This window comes from Candidatus Viridilinea mediisalina (assembly GCF_002532535.1).
Classification (GTDB): Bacteria; Chloroflexota; Chloroflexia; order Chloroflexales; family Chloroflexaceae; genus Viridilinea; species Viridilinea mediisalina.
The window spans coordinates 1-17,928 of record NZ_NQWI01000045.1; the positions used below are offsets into that span (position 1 = coordinate 1).

Genomic DNA, 17,928 nt, shown 5'->3' on the forward strand with positions numbered 1-17,928 from the left:
GGAGTGCCGACTTATGGTCTTCCAGTAAATAATCCGCTAACCAGACCTCGCAAATCTGGCATATCTATCAGGTCTAGCCCGTGCCGCGACACCGGATTAATTTCTGGAACACCATTAGTCGGCATCCAGAGGTTGTCGGCGACTTCAGCCGACTAAAGTCGGCACTCCGTCGGAGGCCAAACGGTAAAGCGGCATGAAACCTTCCCTAAGGGAAGATTTCAGGGCACTTTACCGTTTGAAGGCATGCAGTGCATCCTGATGCCGCAAACCTATTTTCTATCTTCTCGTTTCTACTTCCTCTTAGGCGCTACGCACCTAGATGCTCTTTCCCCGCCAAAAAGACCTCCGCAGTAATCGTTGCAATCCCGCGCTCGCGGGCGTATTTCTCGATGTTGTTGCGTGCCTTGTTACGCACAAAGAAGGGGACTTTCTTCAAGGTCGCCTCTGCTTCGGGCGTCCAGACCGGGTTGACCACGGTGGTAGCACTGCTGGTTGTTGCAGTTGCACTGGCACTGGAACTTGCCGTCGCCGTCGCCGTTGGCTGCGCTACCGCAACATGGGCCTGGCTGTTGCTCGTTGCATGGCCGTTGCTCGCCACTGGCTGCGCCTGTTCCACCTCGTCCAGTCCGGCATCGCCAAACATGTCAATCAGGTGCTTCTCCATACCGAGCGTACAGGTGGTATAGACCTCATCGGCAATCACGTCGGCCCCATCAAAGCCCAAGAAGGGACGATAGGCCAGCAGATGGTTCTCGATATGGGTTGGTGGGGAGATCACCATCACATTGAGATCGTGCCGTCGCCCGGTGTGGCGTTCCATCTGCGTGCCGCAGACTAGCTCGGGGCGTAGCTCGGAAATGCGATCGGCCACCTGCTGGAACTCATCGGTTGCCAAGAAATCCTCGGCTTTGACGTAGCCTGCCAGTTGCTCACGCACCCAATCGGCCTCTTTCAGCAGGTAGGTTCCCGCACCAACAATTGGCATGCCCAGTTCATCAGCTAGGAATTTAGTCACCCCAACCGTGTGGGTCGCATCACCAAAGATAAAGGCGGACTTACCGGCAAAGCTCTCCATATCGGCGGTACGCGCAAACCAGGGCACATTGGAGGGGGCCGAGAGGCCGTCGAGCGAGAAGGCGGTGAGTGGAGGCAAGCTCACCTGGGTCGTCACACTCGCTTGGGCCGCCCGGGCATTGAGCCCTTCAACCAATGCTTCAAGCCAGCGCAAGGTGGGCTGCACACCAATCGGCGCTTCAAGCAGCGCCGGAGTACCAAACTGCTCATGCAGGTAGCTTGCCGCCCGCGTACCAAGCTCGCGGTAGGGTGCAATCGTGAGCCAAGCAGCCGGCAGACGGCGCAGATCGTCCACCGTCGCGCCCCAAGGGGCCACCACATTCACCTCAACCCCAAGCGTCTTCAGAATCCGGCGCAGGCTTATCAGATCGTGACGGGCATGAAATCCCAACGACGAAGGCCCAAGAATATTGACACTCGGCTGGGGCGTAAGTGGCTGCGTACATGCATACTTCTGCACCAACTCACTAAAGAGCCCATCAGCCGCATCCGTCTCCTGCATACGATAGGGATTGGCATCATAGATCAACACATCACAATCCAACCCCGCCGATTGCGCCGTAATCTCCAAATTCTCCTGCAAGAGAATCGTCGAACAAGAGGCAACCACAACGATCAACTCCGGCTTATGGGCCGCCTCAACCTGCTTCAACGTCTCCGGCAAACGAATCGTCCCCCGCGCCAAATCGGTACCACTTACCACACTCGTCGTCATGCGCGGAAAGCCGGGCGTGCGCTCAAGCATCGTAAAAATGGTGGTCACATAATCATCGCCCTGCGGCGCATGAAAAACTGCATGAACACCACGCATCGAGTTCATCAGCCGCCCCACGCCGTGGTGGGCCGTACCCTCGTACATCCAGTAGGCTAGACGCATTGATTGCTCCTCTACAACCTAAACTCACCACTCGGCATACTCGGCATCACCCCAGCCGTCCAGACCGGCTCAAGCTCAAAGGCATCGAGCTTGGCGCGGCGGCGCATGGCGCGGGTAAAGAGGCCAACCAGCATGTTGACGCCCGCCCAGCCGTGAATCGGTGAGAAGATGAACTCGGTGCCCCATTTGGCCACGACGCCATGCCCAATTAGCGGGTTGGCGGTAATAATATTGGAGATGACCAGATCGGGCTGCTCGTCGGCCATACTCCGCAATTGGCGCTCGAAGTTGGCCTGTTCAACCAGACGTACCCCCTCAAGCCGCTCAAGTTCACGGGCATGAAAACGTCGATTGATGTAGGGCGTCGAACACTCAAGTACATTCGCCCCAGCCGCACGGGCAAAGCGGGCCAGTGGCAACTCCAGCAGCGTGTCGGCGGCAAAGAAGACCTTCTTGTCCTTCAGCAGCGCCGTATGCTCGCTGATGCGCTCCCAGGCTTTGGCCTCACGTTCAGCCAGATCAACCTTGAGATCAAAGTGGGCCGCCAAATCCTCCCAGAAGGCGCGGCAACCATCAGGCCCGAAGGGGAAGAGGGACGAGAGTACGGTCGCACCGCGCTCATTCACCAGCAGGTTGGCCACCTTGGGCAAGAAGGGCTGCAAGGGCGCAATCACCGTGCCCGGGCCAATTGGCGGCAACTCGTGGAAATGGTTGGACGGCAGAAAACCCGCTACCGGAATGCCCAACTTCTGCGCCTCCAGCATGAAATCATCGGCTATCGCATCATTGACCGAACCCAAAAAGACGACGCGCTTATCTTCGGGCGGTGCCTCTGGGCAGAAGGGCAACAAGGCTTGGAGTACCGAGTCTTCACTCTGACTAAAGGTGAAATCCAAACCCGAAGCGGGCACAAAGAGTACCGGCGTTTCAGGCGTGCTGACCGAATGGGCCAAGCCTTCAAACTCAACCTTCATCACTTCGGGCGTGCAGGAAGAGAGCAGAAAGATCACCGAGGGCTTATGCTCGCGCTTAATCTCCTCGATCTGCTCGGCAATGTCGGGCTGTGCCGCCGAGAGATCGCCCTCCTCCAAGAGACTCACCGCAAAGCGGGGGCGGGCAAAGATCATCACCCCCAGCGTATTTTGCAGCAAGTGGGCACAAGTATGGGTGCCAAGGATGAGAAAAAAGCTGTCTTTGATCTTCTGGTACAACCAACCAACACTTACCAGACCACAAAACGAATGGTAGAGACCGTCTTCACGAATGAACTGAGCCTTTGGCGGCATAACGACTCCTTCTTTTTTTCTTTCGTTTAGGCGGCTTCGCCGCCCAAACGAAAGAAGAAGAGATCTTCGGGGGCTACGCCCCAAACCCTGCTTGTGTTCCACGTTGGCGGCTTCGCCGCCAACGTGGAACACAAGCAGTTTTTTGGGGGGAGGCGAAGCCTCACTCATTGAGGCTATTATAGCACTTTACGAAAGTTTCTAGTTTACAAACAAGTGATGAGCCGATCACTCATCACTTCGCTTGCAGCGCCTCACGCGCCGCACTGAGCGTCTGCTCCACATCGGCGGCGCTATGGGCCGCACTGAGAAAGCCCGCCTCGAACTGCGAGGGTGCCAAGTAGACTCCACGCTCGCACATGGCCCAGAAGAAGCGGGCGTAGCGCTCGGCATCAACCATCTGCTTGGCGTCGGCGTAGCTCTTCACATGCATGCCCGCCTCGCGCAGGAAGTAGAAGCCAAACATTGTACCCACCTGGCCCACCTGCAACGGAATCCCCAACTCTTCGCTCAAGCCGCGCATCCCATTGGCCAAAGCCTCCGCCAAACCTACTGCATGCTCAAAGGGCGTCTTGCCCTCCACTGGCGTAAAAGCGGTCTCCAGCGTGGCACTGCCCGCCGCCATGGCCAAGGGGTTGCCCGAAAGTGTACCCGCCTGGTACATCGGCCCTGCCGGCGCAACATGCTGCATCACATCACGCCGCCCACCGTAGGCACCCACCGGCAGACCACCGCCAATCACCTTGCCGAGGCAGGTCAGGTCGGGCTTGAGGTTCCAATGCACCTGGGCACCTCCGGGCGAGACCCGGAAGCCCGTCATTACCTCATCAAGAATAAAGAGGGCGCCGTGGGCATGGGCCAGTTCGCAGAGCGCCTCGAGGTAGCCGGGCTCCGGTAGTACAAAGCCCATATTGGCCGCAATCGGCTCCACAATGATCGCCGCAATCTCGCTGCCCTGCGCCGCAAAGATCGCCTTTGCCGCCTCAAGATCATTATACTCCGCCGTCAAGGTTCCCGCCGCCGCGCCTGCGGTCACGCCGGGGCTATCGGGCAGGCCCAAGGTCACCACGCCGGAACCGGCCTGCACCAGCAGCATATCGGCGTGGCCATGGTAGCAGCCAGTAAACTTCAGAATTTTTTCGCGCCCCGTGAAGGCCCGCGCCAAACGCAGCGCACTCATGGTTGCTTCGGTACCCGAATTGACAAAACGCACCTGCTCAATCGAGGGCACCAAGCCAATCACCTGCTCGGCCAGCTTTGTCTCTTGCGCTGTCGGGGCACCAAAACTAGCCCCCAACACCACCTGATCACTAATCGCCTGGTTTACCGCCGCATGGGCATGGCCCAACAGCAACGGCCCCCACGAAAGCACATAATCAAGGTAGCTATTGCCATCCACGTCGGTCAAGCGCGAACCCTCGCCCTTCGCAAAAAAAATGGGCGAGCCACCCACCCCACGAAAGGCCCGTACCGGCGAATTCACGCCACCCGGAATCACCTGCTGTGCGGCAGCAAAAAGCTCTTGGGACTTCTGGTATCGTTCAGTCATTTTTTCTCCTCATAATGGGATGCTTTGTTGTTGCGCGTGGACGGCTTCGCCGTCCACGCGCAACAACAAGGGTTTGGGGCGTAGCCCCACATGCATTACCTTTGCTGCTTGCGGGTTGGCGGCACAGCCGCCAACCCGCAAGCAGCAAAGGTAAACGTAAACCCTGGGTTTACCCCTGGTAACGATAATTCTGCACAAACTCAACCAGCCGCCGCACATTATCTTCCGGCGTCTCGGTGAGGATACCGTGGCCGACGTTGAAGATATGACCGGGACGCCCAGCGGCCTGATCCAGAATCATCTTGGCGCGGCGTTCGATCTCCGGCCACGAACCGTGCAACGCCATCGGATCGAGGTTGCCCTGGATCGCCACATCGTGGCCATACTGGGCCCAACCATCCTCCAGGCGAACCCGCCAATCGAGGCCCAACACATCGGCCCCCGTCTCGCGCAGCATCGGCAGCATGCCGTTCATATCGGTGCCAAAATAGACCACCGGCGCCTTGGTGCGCTCTTGGGTGGTGCGTACCGCACGCTGCACATAGGGCAACACATACTCACGGAAATCATCGGGGGCCAACGAACCAGCCCACGAGTCGAAGATCTGCACGACATCACAACCAACCGCAACCTGGGCTTCGAGGTAGTTGATCACCATATCGGTCAAACGATCCATGAGCTTATGCCAATTGGCCGGATCGTTATACATCATCGCCTTGGTGCGGCGATACTCACGGCTACCGCCGCCCTCAATCGCATAGCTCGCCAAGGTAAAGGGCGCACCACTAAAGCCATAGAGTGCTGTCGTCTCGGGCAATTCGCGGCGCACAATCTGCAACGCCTCAAGCGTATAGCCCGAATGGGTCTCAGCATCGTAGGGCTTCAGCGCCTCAATGTCGGCAGGGGTGCGGATGGGATTGTGGATCACCGGCCCTTCACCCTTCTCAAAGGTCAAATGGATACCCAAGCCCTCAAGTGGCGGCAAAATATCGGCAAAGATAATCGCCGCATCCATCCCAAAGGCGGTAATCGGCTGCAACGTCACTTCCGCCGCAACCTCAGGGATCTTGACCATCTGCAAAAAGCCGTGGCGCTCACGCACCTCCCGATAGACCGACATATAGCGCCCCGCCTGCCGCATCAACCAGATCGGCGTATGGTCAGTTGGTTCACGGCGGCACGCGGCGAGAATTGGTTTAGTCATGGTAACTCCTTAAGCCTTAAGCAAGCAACAGAAGAATAGGAAGAACAGAGAACAGAAGAACAGAGAACAGAAATGCAAGCATGCTACTTACCTGTTGCTCTGTTGCTCTGTTCATTTGTTCCTCGGTTCCTCAGAACAGAGAACAGAAATGCAAGCATGCTACTTACCTGTTCCTCGGTTATTCTGTTCATTTGTTCCTCAGTTCCTCTGTTCTCCTTTTAGCGCATCCACTTCACAGCATCTTTAGCCCAATAGGTAATAATCATATCGGCCCCGGCGCGAGCAATACTAGTCAGACTCTCCATGGCGGTACGCTGCTCATCGAGCCAACCGCGCTCTGCGGCGGCCTTGACCATGCTGAACTCGCCACTCACCTGATAGGCAGCCAACGGCAACTCGAAGCGGTCGCGCAACTGCCGAATAACGTCGAGGTAGGCCAACGCAGGCTTGACCATCAACATATCCGCGCCCTCTTCCACATCAAGTTCCACCTCACGGATCGCCTCACGGGCATTGCCCGGATCCATCTGGTAGTTGCTGCGATCGCCAAAGCCAGGCGGGCTCTCAGCAGCATCACGGAACGGCCCATAGAAGGCGGAAGCATACTTGGCGGCATAGCTCATAATCACCGTATGCTCCATCCCCGCATTATCCAGGGCACTACGAATGGTACTGATCATACCATCCATCATACCCGAAGGCGCAATAATGTCGGCACCCGCCTGGGCATGCACCACCGACGCCTTGCCCAACAACTCCAACGTAGGATCATTGAGCAGATAGCCCTCTGCAAGCCGCTCATCGTAGCCGGGCACCCCCGGTACATTGATAATCCCACAATGGCCATGATCGGTATACTCGCAGCAACACATATCCGAAATCACAACCAATTCAGGCACAGCCTTTTTAATCGCATAGGCGGCTTGGGGCACAATCCCTTCGGGATCGAAATTCTCACTGCCCAGGGCATCCTTCTTCGCGGGAATACCAAAGAGCAGCACCGCCGGAATCCCCAACTCAGCAATACTCTCAGCCTCGCGCACCGCCATATCCACCGAGAGTTGGTTATGGCCAGGCATCGAGACAATCTTCCGACTCACGCCCTCACCATGGCGGATGAAGAGCGGTGCGATCAACTGGTCAACACGCAACGTCGTCTCGCGCACCATGCGCTGCAAGCCAGTAGTCCGGCGCAAACGACGCGGGCGAACAGAGGGAAAGCCCATAACCTCATTCCTTCCCATAGAGGGTAGACGGGGGAACTAGGTTCCCCCGTCTACCCCCTGCACATACTCCACCAACGCACGCAACAGACCCTCCTCGCTATAGGCTTCCGCGACAACCGTAGGCGTAAGCCCCAGTTCGCGGCATGCGTTCGCGGTAGTCGGGCCAATACAGGCAATCAGGGCGTGTTGCAAAGCAGTGCTGCTAGATGGCCCCAGTTGAGCCAACAGAAAGCGGGCGGTAGAAGGGCTACTGAGCGTCACCACCCAGCCCTTGCCGTCCGCCATGGTAGTCGCCAACTCCGCGCCCCCGGGGGCGGGCACGGTACGGTAGGCGATGACGCGATCTACCAGCGCCCCCGCCGTCCGCAGGCGTTCTTCGAGGGCCGGGCGGGCAATATCGGCATTGGGCAGCAACACCCGTCGCCCCACCGGATCGCCCAACGCCGAAGCCAGTTCATCGCCCGTAAAGCGCTCAGGCACGCCCGCCACCTGCACACCGAGCAGTTGTTCACAGGCGGCAGCCGTGGCTGGCCCCACCGCGCCAAGCTTGAGCGAAATCCGCTCACCCAACTTGCGCCCACTCAGACCATTGGCCACCGCCTCAACCGCTGTGATACTGGTCAACATGAGCCACTCATAGAACCCTGCTTCAAGCCGTTCCAGCGCGGCCCGTAGCGCCTCCGTATCCTCCGGTGGCGCATAGGCAATCGTAGGGTGAACCAACGGTTCCGCTCCCAAATCCCGCAGGCGTGCGGCCATACCATCGGCGCGTCCTGCTGCCCTCGTAATCAGGACGCGCAAGCCCGCCAGCGGTTGTCTCTCACTCATTGCTCTTCCTGTGGCGTGTGGGCGGAACTACGTTCCGCCCACACGCCGTTTTGGAGGCATGCAGCGCATCCTGACGCTGCATGCCTATTTTCTATCTTCTCGTTTCTGTATTCTTCCCTTTGCACCTACCGGCTACTTGCCAACTCCGCGAGGATGCGTTCGGCACCCTGGGCGATCAATGCTTCTGCTAGGGCTGTGCCCATTGCCTCGGCTTCGCTTGTGCTACCCTTGTGTTCGCCGCGTACAATGGTGGTGCCGTCAAGCGAACCCACGAGACCACGTAGGGTCAATACGTCGTCGGCAAGCTTGGCGTAGGCGGCAATCGGCACTTGGCAGCCACCCTCAAGACGACGCAGGAAGGCGCGCTCGGCTAAGGCTGCTGCGCGGGTGGCCGCATGATCGAGTGGGGCCAACAATGCGAGCGTTGTTGCATCATCAGCGCGGCACTCGATGGCCAACGAACCCTGGGCTACTGCTGGCAGCATCTGCTCGGCGGCCAACGCGTGGCCTACAAACGTTGTCCCGTCGCTCGTAAGCGTGCCGTCGCTCTGCAAGAGGCCCAAGCGCACCAAGCCCGCCGTAGCCAGCACGAGCGCCTCGTACTGACCTTCGGCCAACTTGCGTAGCCGGGTATCCACATTGCCACGCACATCGCGTAGCTCCAAGTCGGGGCGCAAAGCCCGCAGTTGGCAGGCGCGGCGCAAGCTACTCGTGCCCACCACCGCGCCCTGACGCAAGTTGGTGAGATCGAGTGCTTGGCCCTGCTCCTTCAATGGGCTCACAATAATATCGCGTGGATCGGCCCGTTCAGGAAACGCCGCTAGGGTCAAGCCCTCAGGCAACTGTGAGGGCAGATCCTTGCAACTATGGACACAGAAATCCACCTCATTGGCCAGCAGCGCCTGTTCCAACTCCTTCACAAACAAGCCCTTGTCCCCAACCGCCGAAAGGGCCACATCAAGCACCCGATCACCCTGAGTGCTGATCACCCGCAACTCAACCGCAAGGCCGGGATGGAGTGACCGCAACGTTGCGGCCATCATCTCCGACTGGGCCAAGGCGAGCTTACTACCACGCGTACCGAGAATAAGCGAACGGTTCATAGCGTCTCCAGATTAAACAGGTCAGCAACCAAAGCCGCATAGCGCTGGCCATCGCCCTGGGCGGCAGCGGCACGCAAGCGGCACGTAGGCGTATGCAACAGCTTATTGACCAAACTGCGCGTCAGGCCCTCCACCACCGTACGCTGTTCCGGCGAAAGATCGCGCAAGCGCCTGAGCGCACGTTCCAACTCAGAATTCCGCATATGCTCGGCGTGTTCACGCAGACGGGTCAGCGCCGGCACAGCATCTTGAGTTTTGCACCAAGCCAAGAACTCGGCAGCCTCTTCATTAACAATCGCCTCAGCAATCGCTGCCGCAATCGCCCGCTGGCCCAGCGTCGCCCGCACCACCTCTTGCAGGTCGTCAACGGTGCAGAGGTGTACCCCCGGCAGATCGCCCACATCGGAGGCAATGTCACGCGGCACCGCAAGGTCAATCAGCAGCATCGCAGGCGGCGTGCTACTGCCCCCAACGCTACGGGCCTGCACCTTGGACTCCATCGCCATCGCGACCTGCTCGCGGAAGATGATCGTCACCGGCGCTGCGGTCGAACTGATCACAATATCGGCACGCGCCAAGCAGCCGGGCAATTCATCGAAGCTATGGGCGGTCGCATTGTAGCGTTCGGCCAACTCACGGGCGCGCGAGGCGGTACGGTTGATAATCATCAACGAGTCGGCCCCGTTAGCCAGCAGGTTTTGGGCGGCTAATTCACTCACTTCACCACCACCAACCAGCAACACCGCCCGACCCGCGAGCTCACCCAAGCGGTGGCGCGCCAACTCAACCCCGGCCTGCGATACACTCGCCGCCCCTTGACCCAGGGCCGTCTCGGTGCGTACCCGCTTGCCCGCCGTCAAAGCATTCTGGAAGAGGCGGTGCAGCACCGGGCCAACCGCGCCACTCGCCTGGGCAAACTCATACGCCTGACGTACCTGACCCTGAATCTGGGCCTCACCGAGTACCAACGAACGCAAGCCAGCCGACGTAGCGCAAAGATGGCGCGCTACCGCATCATCGTCAAAGAAGAAGAGCGCATGAGCGAACTCGTGATCCTCAAGGGCGTGGAACTCAGCCAAAAACGGCACTAGGCTCTGGGCATTGAGCGCCTCTTGAGCGACCCCATAGATCTCGACGCGGTTGCATGTCGAAAGGATGACCGCTTCGGAAAGGAGTGGCGGACGACCCGCCTGGGGGGTTGTGAGCGCAGTGAGGGCTTGGGGGAGGTCCGTGCTACTAAAGGCCAATTTCTCACGAATCTCTACCGGCGCCGTGGTGTGGTCAAGTCCAGCCAGAACGAGTTTCATAGTTCAGTCCTTGTCGCTTACCTGCCGTACATTAGGGAAGAGGATAACCAGCAGAAGGTTGCTTTACCATCTTGCGAGGATGCGTGAGGCGAAGCGGCGAGAGCTTCGCGTCCTCGCGTCCTCGCGTCCTCGCAAACTGTAAAGTGGCTACAAACCCTTCCTAGAAGATTGGGTTTCAGGTAGATGCCCTATGCATCACCCGCCACTGCGATCAGGGTGGTCACGCTCTGCTGTTCGCTCTGGAACGCGGTCACATCAATGCGACGCAGCAGAATAAGAGCCAAACAGAGAATGGTCGCTTCCAGAAGGAAGACGGTGATGTAGCCCCCGATGGGACTGCCAAACGTGAAGGTCACTATGTCACGTACCGCGCCCGCCGTCAGATTACCCAAGCCACGGGCGGTTGCATCGGCAACCCCCCAAGCCCCGATGTAGAGCCCCACGTTGGTTGGGGTGGTCATGTCGAGCATCATGGCCAAGTTGGTAGTGGTGGCAATGCCTGTGCCCAGCCCCAGCACGATGATGCCGGGCACAAAGAGTGGCTGGAATTGCAAAATGCCACTCAACGCAATCAAGCCGAAGCCCGATGCCGCCACAATCGCCCCGATCATTGCGCCGGTCTTCTTGGTCATAAAGCGGCTAAAGAGAACGCCTTGCAGCAGTAGGGCCAACATTGTGGCACCACCCCAGAAGGCGGTAAGCTGGGTTGTCTCACGCACGCTCATGTCAAATGCAGCGGCCCCAAAGGGCTCCAGCAGTACATCCTGGCCCATAATCGCCGAGAGCAGCATGATCAAGTAGATGAAGAAGACGCGGGCGTGGGGGTTGTCGATCACCGCACCAATCGCCTCGCGGAAGCTGTGACGATCGCCACTCCTCTTGGTCGCATTGCGCGGCTCTAGGCCAACAATCCCCACGGTGGCGAGGGTCAGCGAAACCATGCCCGCAGTCAAGAAGACGCGCACCAACTGTTCGGGCGAATATTGATCGAGCGCCCGTCCAGTCAAAATGGCAGTTGAGATCACCCCAGAGAGCATCATGAACCACATCACCGCAATGGTGCGCGAGCGTTGCCCCTCATTCGAGAGGTCACTCGCCAACGAGAGGTACGAAACCACTGCCAGGTTGTAGCCCAAGCCCCAGATGAAGAAAGCCATGAAGGCGAAGGGTAACGATGGCCAGAAGTTTCCACCCAGTGCAAGGGCGGCGAAGGGGGTGAGCATGGCGCCGCCAATGCAGAGCAAGAAGCCAAGGACGATGTAGGGCGTGCGCCGATAACCAAAGAGCGGGTGGTGATCGGAATATTGGCCCAAGATGGGTTGTAAGGGCGAAAGCAGAGGGGGCAAAATGATGAACAAGGCCACAAGTGTAGCCAAGATGCCCATCTCATGGATCATAATCCGATTGAGTACCCCGGTAATCGGTACCAGGGTGATCGCTACTGCAACGTGCAGCAGGCCGAGGCGGAAATTTTTGAAGATGGTCATAGGGTGTACAAAGGTCGCTTAGGGGTTGTCTGAAAAGGGTTTCAGTGCCATACCATGCTACGTGGTGCGCGTTGGAGTGCCGGCTTTAGCCGGCTAAAGCCGGCACTCCAACGCCAGTTCATAGACTTTTCAGACAGCCTCTTAGGGTATAAACCTACTCAACAGTAACCTGTACAGGATGGGGCACTAACGTATCGGCGATGCGGTCGGCCAACTCGACGGCATTCTTCCAGCATTTGGGCACCCCAACGCCGCCACGGTAGCTACCAAGAAAATAGATGCCCGGGCGGGTCTGTTCGAGCCGCTCCAGAGTAGCGATGCGCTCATCGTGGCCAAAGTTGTACTGTGGGATGGCCGTGGGCCAGCGGGTATAGTGAACAACTTCAGGTTCGCCACTTGCCCCCAATACCTGTTCGTTATCGCGGATGGCGCTGGCAATCAACTCCTCACGGCTCTGCTCTGGGCGAATTGGATTGAGTGCCCCACCCATAAGCGTGATAGTCGAGACCCGATCGGCGGGTGCAAAGGGTGGGAAGAGGCTAGAGGCCCAGAGAATGCCCAAGAAGTTGCGCTTTTCGCACGAAGGGGCCAGCACGCCAAAGCCATCCAGCGGATGGGCCACTTGGTTGCGGCGGTAGCCCAGGTTGACAACAGCCATTGAGGAGTAGGGAATCTCGCGCAGGGCCGTAGCAGCGGGCTTATCCAGTTCTGTCACCAACTCAGCAGCATTGAAGGCGGGAGTTGCCAAGATGACCGCTCGCGCCTCGACGGTTGCAGCGGGGCCATCGGCCCGCTCGACCACCACACGCCAGAGGCCACCCTCTTGGAAAATATCGCTCGCCCGGGCTTGGCTCCAGACCCGTTGGGGGCCAAGGGTACGCGCAATTGCTGTGGGCCATGTGGCGATGCCCCCCTGGAAACTGAAGGTCACACTCCGCATCTTGGGCTCTTTGGGCGTATCCTTGGGTGCTTTGGGCTGCCCGCTGAGCATCCCCTTGATCACACTCCCGGCGCGGCGTTCGGCTTCCCAGAGGCTCGGAAAGGCCGCCTTGACCGACATAGCCTCCGGGTCACCTGAATAGACACCCGAGACAAAGGGATCAACGAGGCGCTGCATGGCCTCGGGCCCAAGCCGCCGTGAGAAGAAGCTCGCCACGCTCTCATCGGGGCTCCCGCTACGCGGCACAAAGGGCTCGCGCAGCATCTGTAGCTTGGCGGCGAAGGGCAACAGGGGGGTACGCACCAAGCCCACTGGCGAACTAGGAATCTCAAGCGGCTTCCCATGCTGAAGGAAATAGCGCCGCTTGCCCGAGCGTCCCGCAACAATCATCTGGCGGCGCAGCCCCAAATCACCAAAATCACTCCAGAGGCGCACATCACGCGTTGCCAGCGTATTAGGACCGCAGTCAAACGTGTAGCCATCAGCCGTAACGTGGCTACGCATCGCACCACCAACTTCAGCACTGGCCTCAAGCACAAGCACCTCTAGGCCACGCTTGTAGAGCGTGTAGGCGGCACTCATACCACTGATTCCAGCACCAACGATAATCACATCATAGCTCTGCATAGGCTACCTAATCCTTTAGACTTTTTCGGGCCATAGACTGGTCGGGGGTCAGCAGATCGCGCAACCCATCACCAAGCAGGTTAAAACCCATCACACTAGCGGTAATCGCAATACCGGGAAAGAACGCCAACCACCACGCCTCCTCCATCTTGTCGCGCCCAGCGGCCAGCAGGGAACCCCATTCGGCAGTTGGTGGTTGAGCACCCAGGCCGATGAAACTGAGGGCTCCACCCGCCAGCAGCACCGTGCCCAAACGCAATGTGGCCAGCACAACCAGGGGCGAAGCGAGATTAGGCAGAATATGGCGCAACATAATGCGGAGATCACCCAACCCCAAGGTTGTCGCAGCCTCAATGTAGGGCATCTGGCGCGCCGAGAGAGTGCCATTGCGCGTAAGCCGGTAGTAGCCAGGGATCCCAACCACCCCCAAGGCGATCACCGTCGTGGTGAGTGACGGCCCCATGCGTGCAACCATCACCACGGCGAGCAACAGGCCAGGGAAAGCGAGCCACGCATCCATCACCCGCGAAAAGATCTGATCAAAGAGCCGCCCGTAGTACCCAGCCAACAGGCCCATAAAGATACCGGAGATAGAGGCAATCAAGACGGCTGGCACTGTCATATAGAGGGCAGTGCGGGCGCCATAGACCACGCGGCTAAAGAGGTCGCGGCCCAGGCTATCGGTACCAAAGGGGTGCGCAAAACTTGGCGGGCGCAGGCGCTCAGTCGGCGCAATCGCAAAGGGATCAGCGGGGGCAATCAAGGGCGCAAAGAGGGCCGTGAGGAGCAATCCGCCCACCAGCAGACCACCCACACAGAGATTGAGACGCAGCGCAATCCAAGCCAGCCAACCACGCAGCACCCGCAAGGCACGTTGGCCCCAAGACTGCTCATAGGCGGATCCGAGCTCGCGTTGCCGTCCTGCTTCTACCTGCACCGTCATCGCTTACTCCCCAGAGACTACGCACACCGAACGACTGCCACTCGTCACTCGTCACTCATCACTACCATCAGACCGCTTCGGCACCAACCCGTGGATCGAGCCAAGCGTGGGCCAAATCAACCATAATGTTCAACAATTGCACAATCACAGCAATCAGCAGCACCGCGCCCAGCACCACCGGCAGATCGCGGTCGAAGATGGCCTGCACCATCAAGCGCCCCAAACCAGGCCAACCAAAGATAGTTTCAACAATAAAAGCACCACCGAGCATCTGGCCCAAATAGAGGCCCATCATCGTTATAACTGGCACGAGGCTATTGGGCAGCAGGTGGCGCCGCCAGACCGCCACTGGCCCCAAGCCCTTCGCCCGCGCAGTACGCACATAGTCGGCCCCTTTCACATCAAGCAGACTCGAGCGCACCAAACGGGCAATCACCGCCGCAGCGGGCAGCGAGAGCGCAACGGTAGGCAAAATCATATGGCGCAAGGTTCCGCCACCAATAATCGGCACCCAGCCCAGGGTCAAGCCAAAGACGAGCATAAGCATCAGGGCCAACCAGAAGGTAGGCAACGCTTGACCAAGCGTAATCATGCCCATAATCACCAGATCAACGAAGCCACGGGGCTGCGCGGCAGCCGCAACTCCAGCCAGCCCCCCAAGCCCCACCGCCACCGTCATGGCTGCCAGCGACAGCCAAAGGGTATAGGCAAAACGCTCCGCCACCAACTTGGCCACAGGCCGCCCAGAGATAACCGAGACGCCAAGATCGCCCTGCATGGCCCCAACCAAAAATTGGCCATAGCGCAGCGGTAGCGGCACATCCAGGCCAAGCTGGTGCCGCAGGGCTTCAAGCTGCTCAACCGTGGCTACATCGCCAATCAAGGTATCGGCGGCATCGCCCGGTGCCAGATCAAGCAACAAAAAGGTGAAGAAGCTTACCGCCAACATCACCAAGCAGGCACCGACGAGCCTACGAGCCAAAAAGCGCAGCATGGGAGCTCATTCCTAACCTTAGGGAAGGATACAGAAACGAGAAAATAGAAAATAAGTTTGCGGTATCAGGATGCGCTGAATACCTCCAAACTGTAAAGTCGCCTGTACCTATCCCTTACTTTCGTGTCGTTTTGGCGGATTCGCCGCCAAAACGACACGAACCAGTGGGAAGGGTGCCTGCCCTTCCCCAGCAACCACCTACCGCAAGGTAGCGTCGTTCATCAAGATACGGCCCATTCCACTGACGACAATACCTTCCAAATTGGGATTCACCGCCAACATATCGAGCGGAGTGTAGAGCGGCTGCCATGGCGCATCGGCCATAATCAGGCGCTGGGCCTCTAGGTAGAGTTCGGCACGGCGAGCGGTATCCAGTTCACGGACAGCCTCGGCGAGCAGTTCGTCCACTTCGGGGTTGCTGTAGGCGACCCGATTGGTGCTACCGATCCGTGAGGAACTGAGATTCATCGCAAGCACATCGGGGTCATTCCAATCGTAGCGCCAGATCAGCAGGTCGTACTCACCAGCCACAGCGGCGCGGCCAGCGGCGGGCGCATCAAACTGCTGGATTTCGACCGGCACACCAATCTGGCTCAGTTGGGCCTGAATGACCGTCGCTACATCCTGGTTGGGCGCACGGGTGAAGGTCAGCAGCGTCAGAGCCAGGGGCTCGCCCTCAAAACTCCAAATCCCACTGGCGTCCTGGGTCAAACCGGCCTCAGTGAGCAACTCGGCGCTCATGTTGGGATCGTAAGCCAACTCAAGCTCCTGCAGCGAGGCATCAAAGCCGGGGAAGGTCGTAGCCAGCGGCGCAAAGGCAGGGGCACCCTCACCACCCACAGCGGCCAGCACAATATCCTCTTTGTTGATCGCGTGGGAAATGGCTTGGCGCACAAGCAGGTTGTCGAAGGGGGGCTTGACAGTGTTGAAGCCCAGGTAGACCAAGCTGTTCAGACTGACCGGCACGAGGGTTGCGTCACCACTCTGGCGCAGGCGGGTGATGTGATCGGGCTGATTGAGGAAGATGATGTCCACTTCGCCAGCACGCAAGGCCGTGAGTTGGGTTGCAGCATCGGGTACCACCTTGAAGGAGAGTTCCTCGAGGTAGGGCGCACCGGGGTTAGAAACCATCGGCGGGGGCCAGGCATAATCAGGATTACGCTCAAGCACCAACTCAATCCCCGGATCCCAGTTCTTGAGCATGAAGGGGCCACTGCCCACCGGCTGCTGGGCAAATTCATCGCCAAGCGCCTCAACCGCACTTGGGCTGGTAATACCAGAGTAGGGCGAGGTAAGCGTCGTGAAGAAGATGGCCGAAGGCTCATCAAACGTAAAGCGCACGGTCAGATCATCCAGCGCCTCAACTTCAGTCACCGCACTCAGGCTATTGGCCATAGGCGAGGTGCTATCGGGGCCAATCAGACGCTCGAAGCTGGCAACAACTGCCGCTGCATCCAGGGTCGTGCCATCGTGGAAGGTGATCCCCTCGCGCAAAAAGAAGTCAATGGTGGTCGCATCATCCGAGATTTCCCAGCTTTCAGCCAAGAAGGGCTGGATCACATTCTGGCTGTCTTGGGCCACCAGGGTATCAAAGATGTAGGGCAGCACCACATTCTGGCCCGAACCCTGAGCCCCCGCCGGATCAAGGCCAGTCGGCTCAGTCGTCATCGCACGGGTAACCCGCCCACCAGCAACCGGCTCAACCACCTCCGGCTCGTCAGGAGTGGGCTCGGTAGCAGGCTCTTCGGTCGCATCAGGTTCAGTGGCATCTGTTTCGGGCTCAGTGGCATCTGTTTCGGACTCAGGCTCAGTAGCCGGGGCGGTCGTCGGCTCGGCAGGGGGCGCAGCGGGTGGCTGTGCGGCAGGAGCACCACCACACGCAGTCAACAGCAAGGCAACGATGAGCAAGATGATCAGATGGTACGGTCGCAAACGCATGACAAGTCCTTGTGATTCAATGGGCTACTCGATGAGGAACAGAGGAACTAAGGAACAGAGGAACTAAGGAACAGATGAACAGATGAACGTTTGGCCTCCGACGGAGTGCCGACGTTAGTCGGCTGAGGTCGTAGGTTGCCATTGGGTGCCGACTAATGGTCTTCCAGTAAATAATCCGCTAACCAGACCTCGCAGATCTGGCATATCTATCAGGTCTAGTCCGTGCCGCGACACCGGATTAATTTCTGGAAGACCATAAGTCGGCACTCCGCTGGTAAGGGATGATTTCAGAAAGACGCTTGTAGCTTTACCGTCGTAGTGCCGACTTTAGTCGGCATCCGGGGGTTGTTGGTGACCTCAGCCGACTAACGTCGGCACTACCTATGGCGCAACCAGAGAAGAACAGACTCTAGAAGAACAACTGAACGGAAGAACAGACGAACAGACCCGCGAATGATGGTTTACTGAACCAGAGCAATATCTGGCTATCTCACGATTGTTTCTCTGTTTCCCTGTTCTTTGTTCTCCTGTTCTCTGTTTCCCTGTTC

The 17,928-nt window shown here is 58.6% G+C and carries 13 protein-coding genes; all 13 read right to left on the bottom strand.

What is annotated here, in order from left to right; all coding sequences use genetic code 11:
- Window positions 1–307 precede the first annotated feature (307 nt).
- Entirely contained in the window at window positions 308–1,951 is a 1,644-nt protein-coding gene (locus tag CJ255_RS11140) for a ferredoxin:protochlorophyllide reductase (ATP-dependent) subunit B (RefSeq protein ID WP_097644179.1), read from the bottom strand.
- 11 nt (window positions 1,952–1,962) lie between these two features.
- Window positions 1,963–3,237: a ferredoxin:protochlorophyllide reductase (ATP-dependent) subunit N gene (gene bchN, locus CJ255_RS11145; RefSeq protein WP_097644180.1), complete on the bottom strand. Its 1,275-nt coding sequence runs from the start codon at window positions 3,235–3,237 to the stop codon at window positions 1,963–1,965.
- Between the two features lie 232 nt (window positions 3,238–3,469).
- A complete protein-coding gene (gene hemL / locus CJ255_RS11150) occupies window positions 3,470–4,783 on the bottom strand; it encodes a glutamate-1-semialdehyde 2,1-aminomutase (RefSeq protein WP_097644181.1) in 1,314 nt (437 codons plus the stop codon).
- A 169-nt stretch (window positions 4,784–4,952) separates the two neighbouring features.
- Complete coding sequence (hemE, locus tag CJ255_RS11155) at window positions 4,953–5,987, bottom strand: uroporphyrinogen decarboxylase (RefSeq protein WP_097644182.1); 1,035 nt, start codon at window positions 5,985–5,987, stop codon at window positions 4,953–4,955.
- A 218-nt stretch (window positions 5,988–6,205) separates the two neighbouring features.
- Window positions 6,206–7,213, bottom strand: coding sequence for a porphobilinogen synthase (gene hemB, locus CJ255_RS11160; protein ID WP_097644183.1), 1,008 nt, complete (start codon window positions 7,211–7,213; stop codon window positions 6,206–6,208).
- Window positions 7,214–7,249: 36 nt separating this feature from the next.
- Entirely contained in the window at window positions 7,250–8,041 is a 792-nt protein-coding gene (locus tag CJ255_RS11165) for a uroporphyrinogen-III synthase (RefSeq protein WP_097644184.1), read from the bottom strand.
- Between the two features lie 125 nt (window positions 8,042–8,166).
- Window positions 8,167–9,144 (bottom strand): hydroxymethylbilane synthase, encoded by a 978-nt coding sequence (hemC, locus tag CJ255_RS11170; RefSeq protein ID WP_097644185.1) that lies wholly within the window; start codon window positions 9,142–9,144, stop codon window positions 8,167–8,169.
- Window positions 9,141–10,451, bottom strand: coding sequence for a glutamyl-tRNA reductase (hemA, locus tag CJ255_RS11175; RefSeq protein WP_097644186.1), 1,311 nt, complete (start codon window positions 10,449–10,451; stop codon window positions 9,141–9,143). Before hemA ends, hemC begins: the two co-directional genes overlap by 4 nt.
- 188 nt (window positions 10,452–10,639) lie before the next feature.
- Window positions 10,640–11,938 carry a BCD family MFS transporter gene (locus CJ255_RS11180; protein ID WP_097644187.1) on the bottom strand — a complete coding sequence of 433 codons (1,299 nt, stop codon included), beginning with the start codon at window positions 11,936–11,938 and terminating at the stop codon, window positions 10,640–10,642.
- 154 nt (window positions 11,939–12,092) lie between these two features.
- On the bottom strand, window positions 12,093–13,505 hold the full coding sequence (gene hemG / locus CJ255_RS11185) for a protoporphyrinogen oxidase (RefSeq protein WP_097644188.1): 1,413 nt from the start codon (window positions 13,503–13,505) through the stop codon (window positions 12,093–12,095).
- 7 nt (window positions 13,506–13,512) lie between these two features.
- Window positions 13,513–14,448 carry an ABC transporter permease gene (locus tag CJ255_RS11190; protein WP_097644189.1) on the bottom strand — a complete coding sequence of 312 codons (936 nt, stop codon included), beginning with the start codon at window positions 14,446–14,448 and terminating at the stop codon, window positions 13,513–13,515.
- Between the two features lie 67 nt (window positions 14,449–14,515).
- Complete coding sequence (locus CJ255_RS11195) at window positions 14,516–15,442, bottom strand: ABC transporter permease (RefSeq protein WP_097644190.1); 927 nt, start codon at window positions 15,440–15,442, stop codon at window positions 14,516–14,518.
- A 198-nt stretch (window positions 15,443–15,640) separates the two neighbouring features.
- Window positions 15,641–17,380 carry an ABC transporter substrate-binding protein gene (locus CJ255_RS11200; protein WP_097644191.1) on the bottom strand — a complete coding sequence of 580 codons (1,740 nt, stop codon included), beginning with the start codon at window positions 17,378–17,380 and terminating at the stop codon, window positions 15,641–15,643.
- Window positions 17,381–17,928 lie beyond the last annotated feature (548 nt).

Coding starts and splice junctions, on each gene's coding strand:
- hemE (WP_097644182.1), bottom strand. CDS start 5,987: ATGACTAAACCAATTCTCGCCGCGTGCCGCCGTGAACCAACTGACCAT.
- hemL (WP_097644181.1), bottom strand. CDS start 4,783: ATGACTGAACGATACCAGAAGTCCCAAGAGCTTTTTGCTGCCGCACAG.
- CJ255_RS11180 (WP_097644187.1), bottom strand. CDS start 11,938: ATGACCATCTTCAAAAATTTCCGCCTCGGCCTGCTGCACGTTGCAGTA.
- hemB (WP_097644183.1), bottom strand. CDS start 7,213: ATGGGCTTTCCCTCTGTTCGCCCGCGTCGTTTGCGCCGGACTACTGGC.
- CJ255_RS11140 (WP_097644179.1), bottom strand. CDS start 1,951: ATGCGTCTAGCCTACTGGATGTACGAGGGTACGGCCCACCACGGCGTG.
- hemG (WP_097644188.1), bottom strand. CDS start 13,505: ATGCAGAGCTATGATGTGATTATCGTTGGTGCTGGAATCAGTGGTATG.
- bchN (WP_097644180.1), bottom strand. CDS start 3,237: ATGCCGCCAAAGGCTCAGTTCATTCGTGAAGACGGTCTCTACCATTCG.
- hemC (WP_097644185.1), bottom strand. CDS start 9,144: ATGAACCGTTCGCTTATTCTCGGTACGCGTGGTAGTAAGCTCGCCTTG.
- CJ255_RS11200 (WP_097644191.1), bottom strand. CDS start 17,380: ATGCGTTTGCGACCGTACCATCTGATCATCTTGCTCATCGTTGCCTTG.
- CJ255_RS11190 (WP_097644189.1), bottom strand. CDS start 14,448: ATGACGGTGCAGGTAGAAGCAGGACGGCAACGCGAGCTCGGATCCGCC.
- CJ255_RS11195 (WP_097644190.1), bottom strand. CDS start 15,442: ATGCTGCGCTTTTTGGCTCGTAGGCTCGTCGGTGCCTGCTTGGTGATG.
- hemA (WP_097644186.1), bottom strand. CDS start 10,451: ATGAAACTCGTTCTGGCTGGACTTGACCACACCACGGCGCCGGTAGAG.
- CJ255_RS11165 (WP_097644184.1), bottom strand. CDS start 8,041: ATGAGTGAGAGACAACCGCTGGCGGGCTTGCGCGTCCTGATTACGAGG.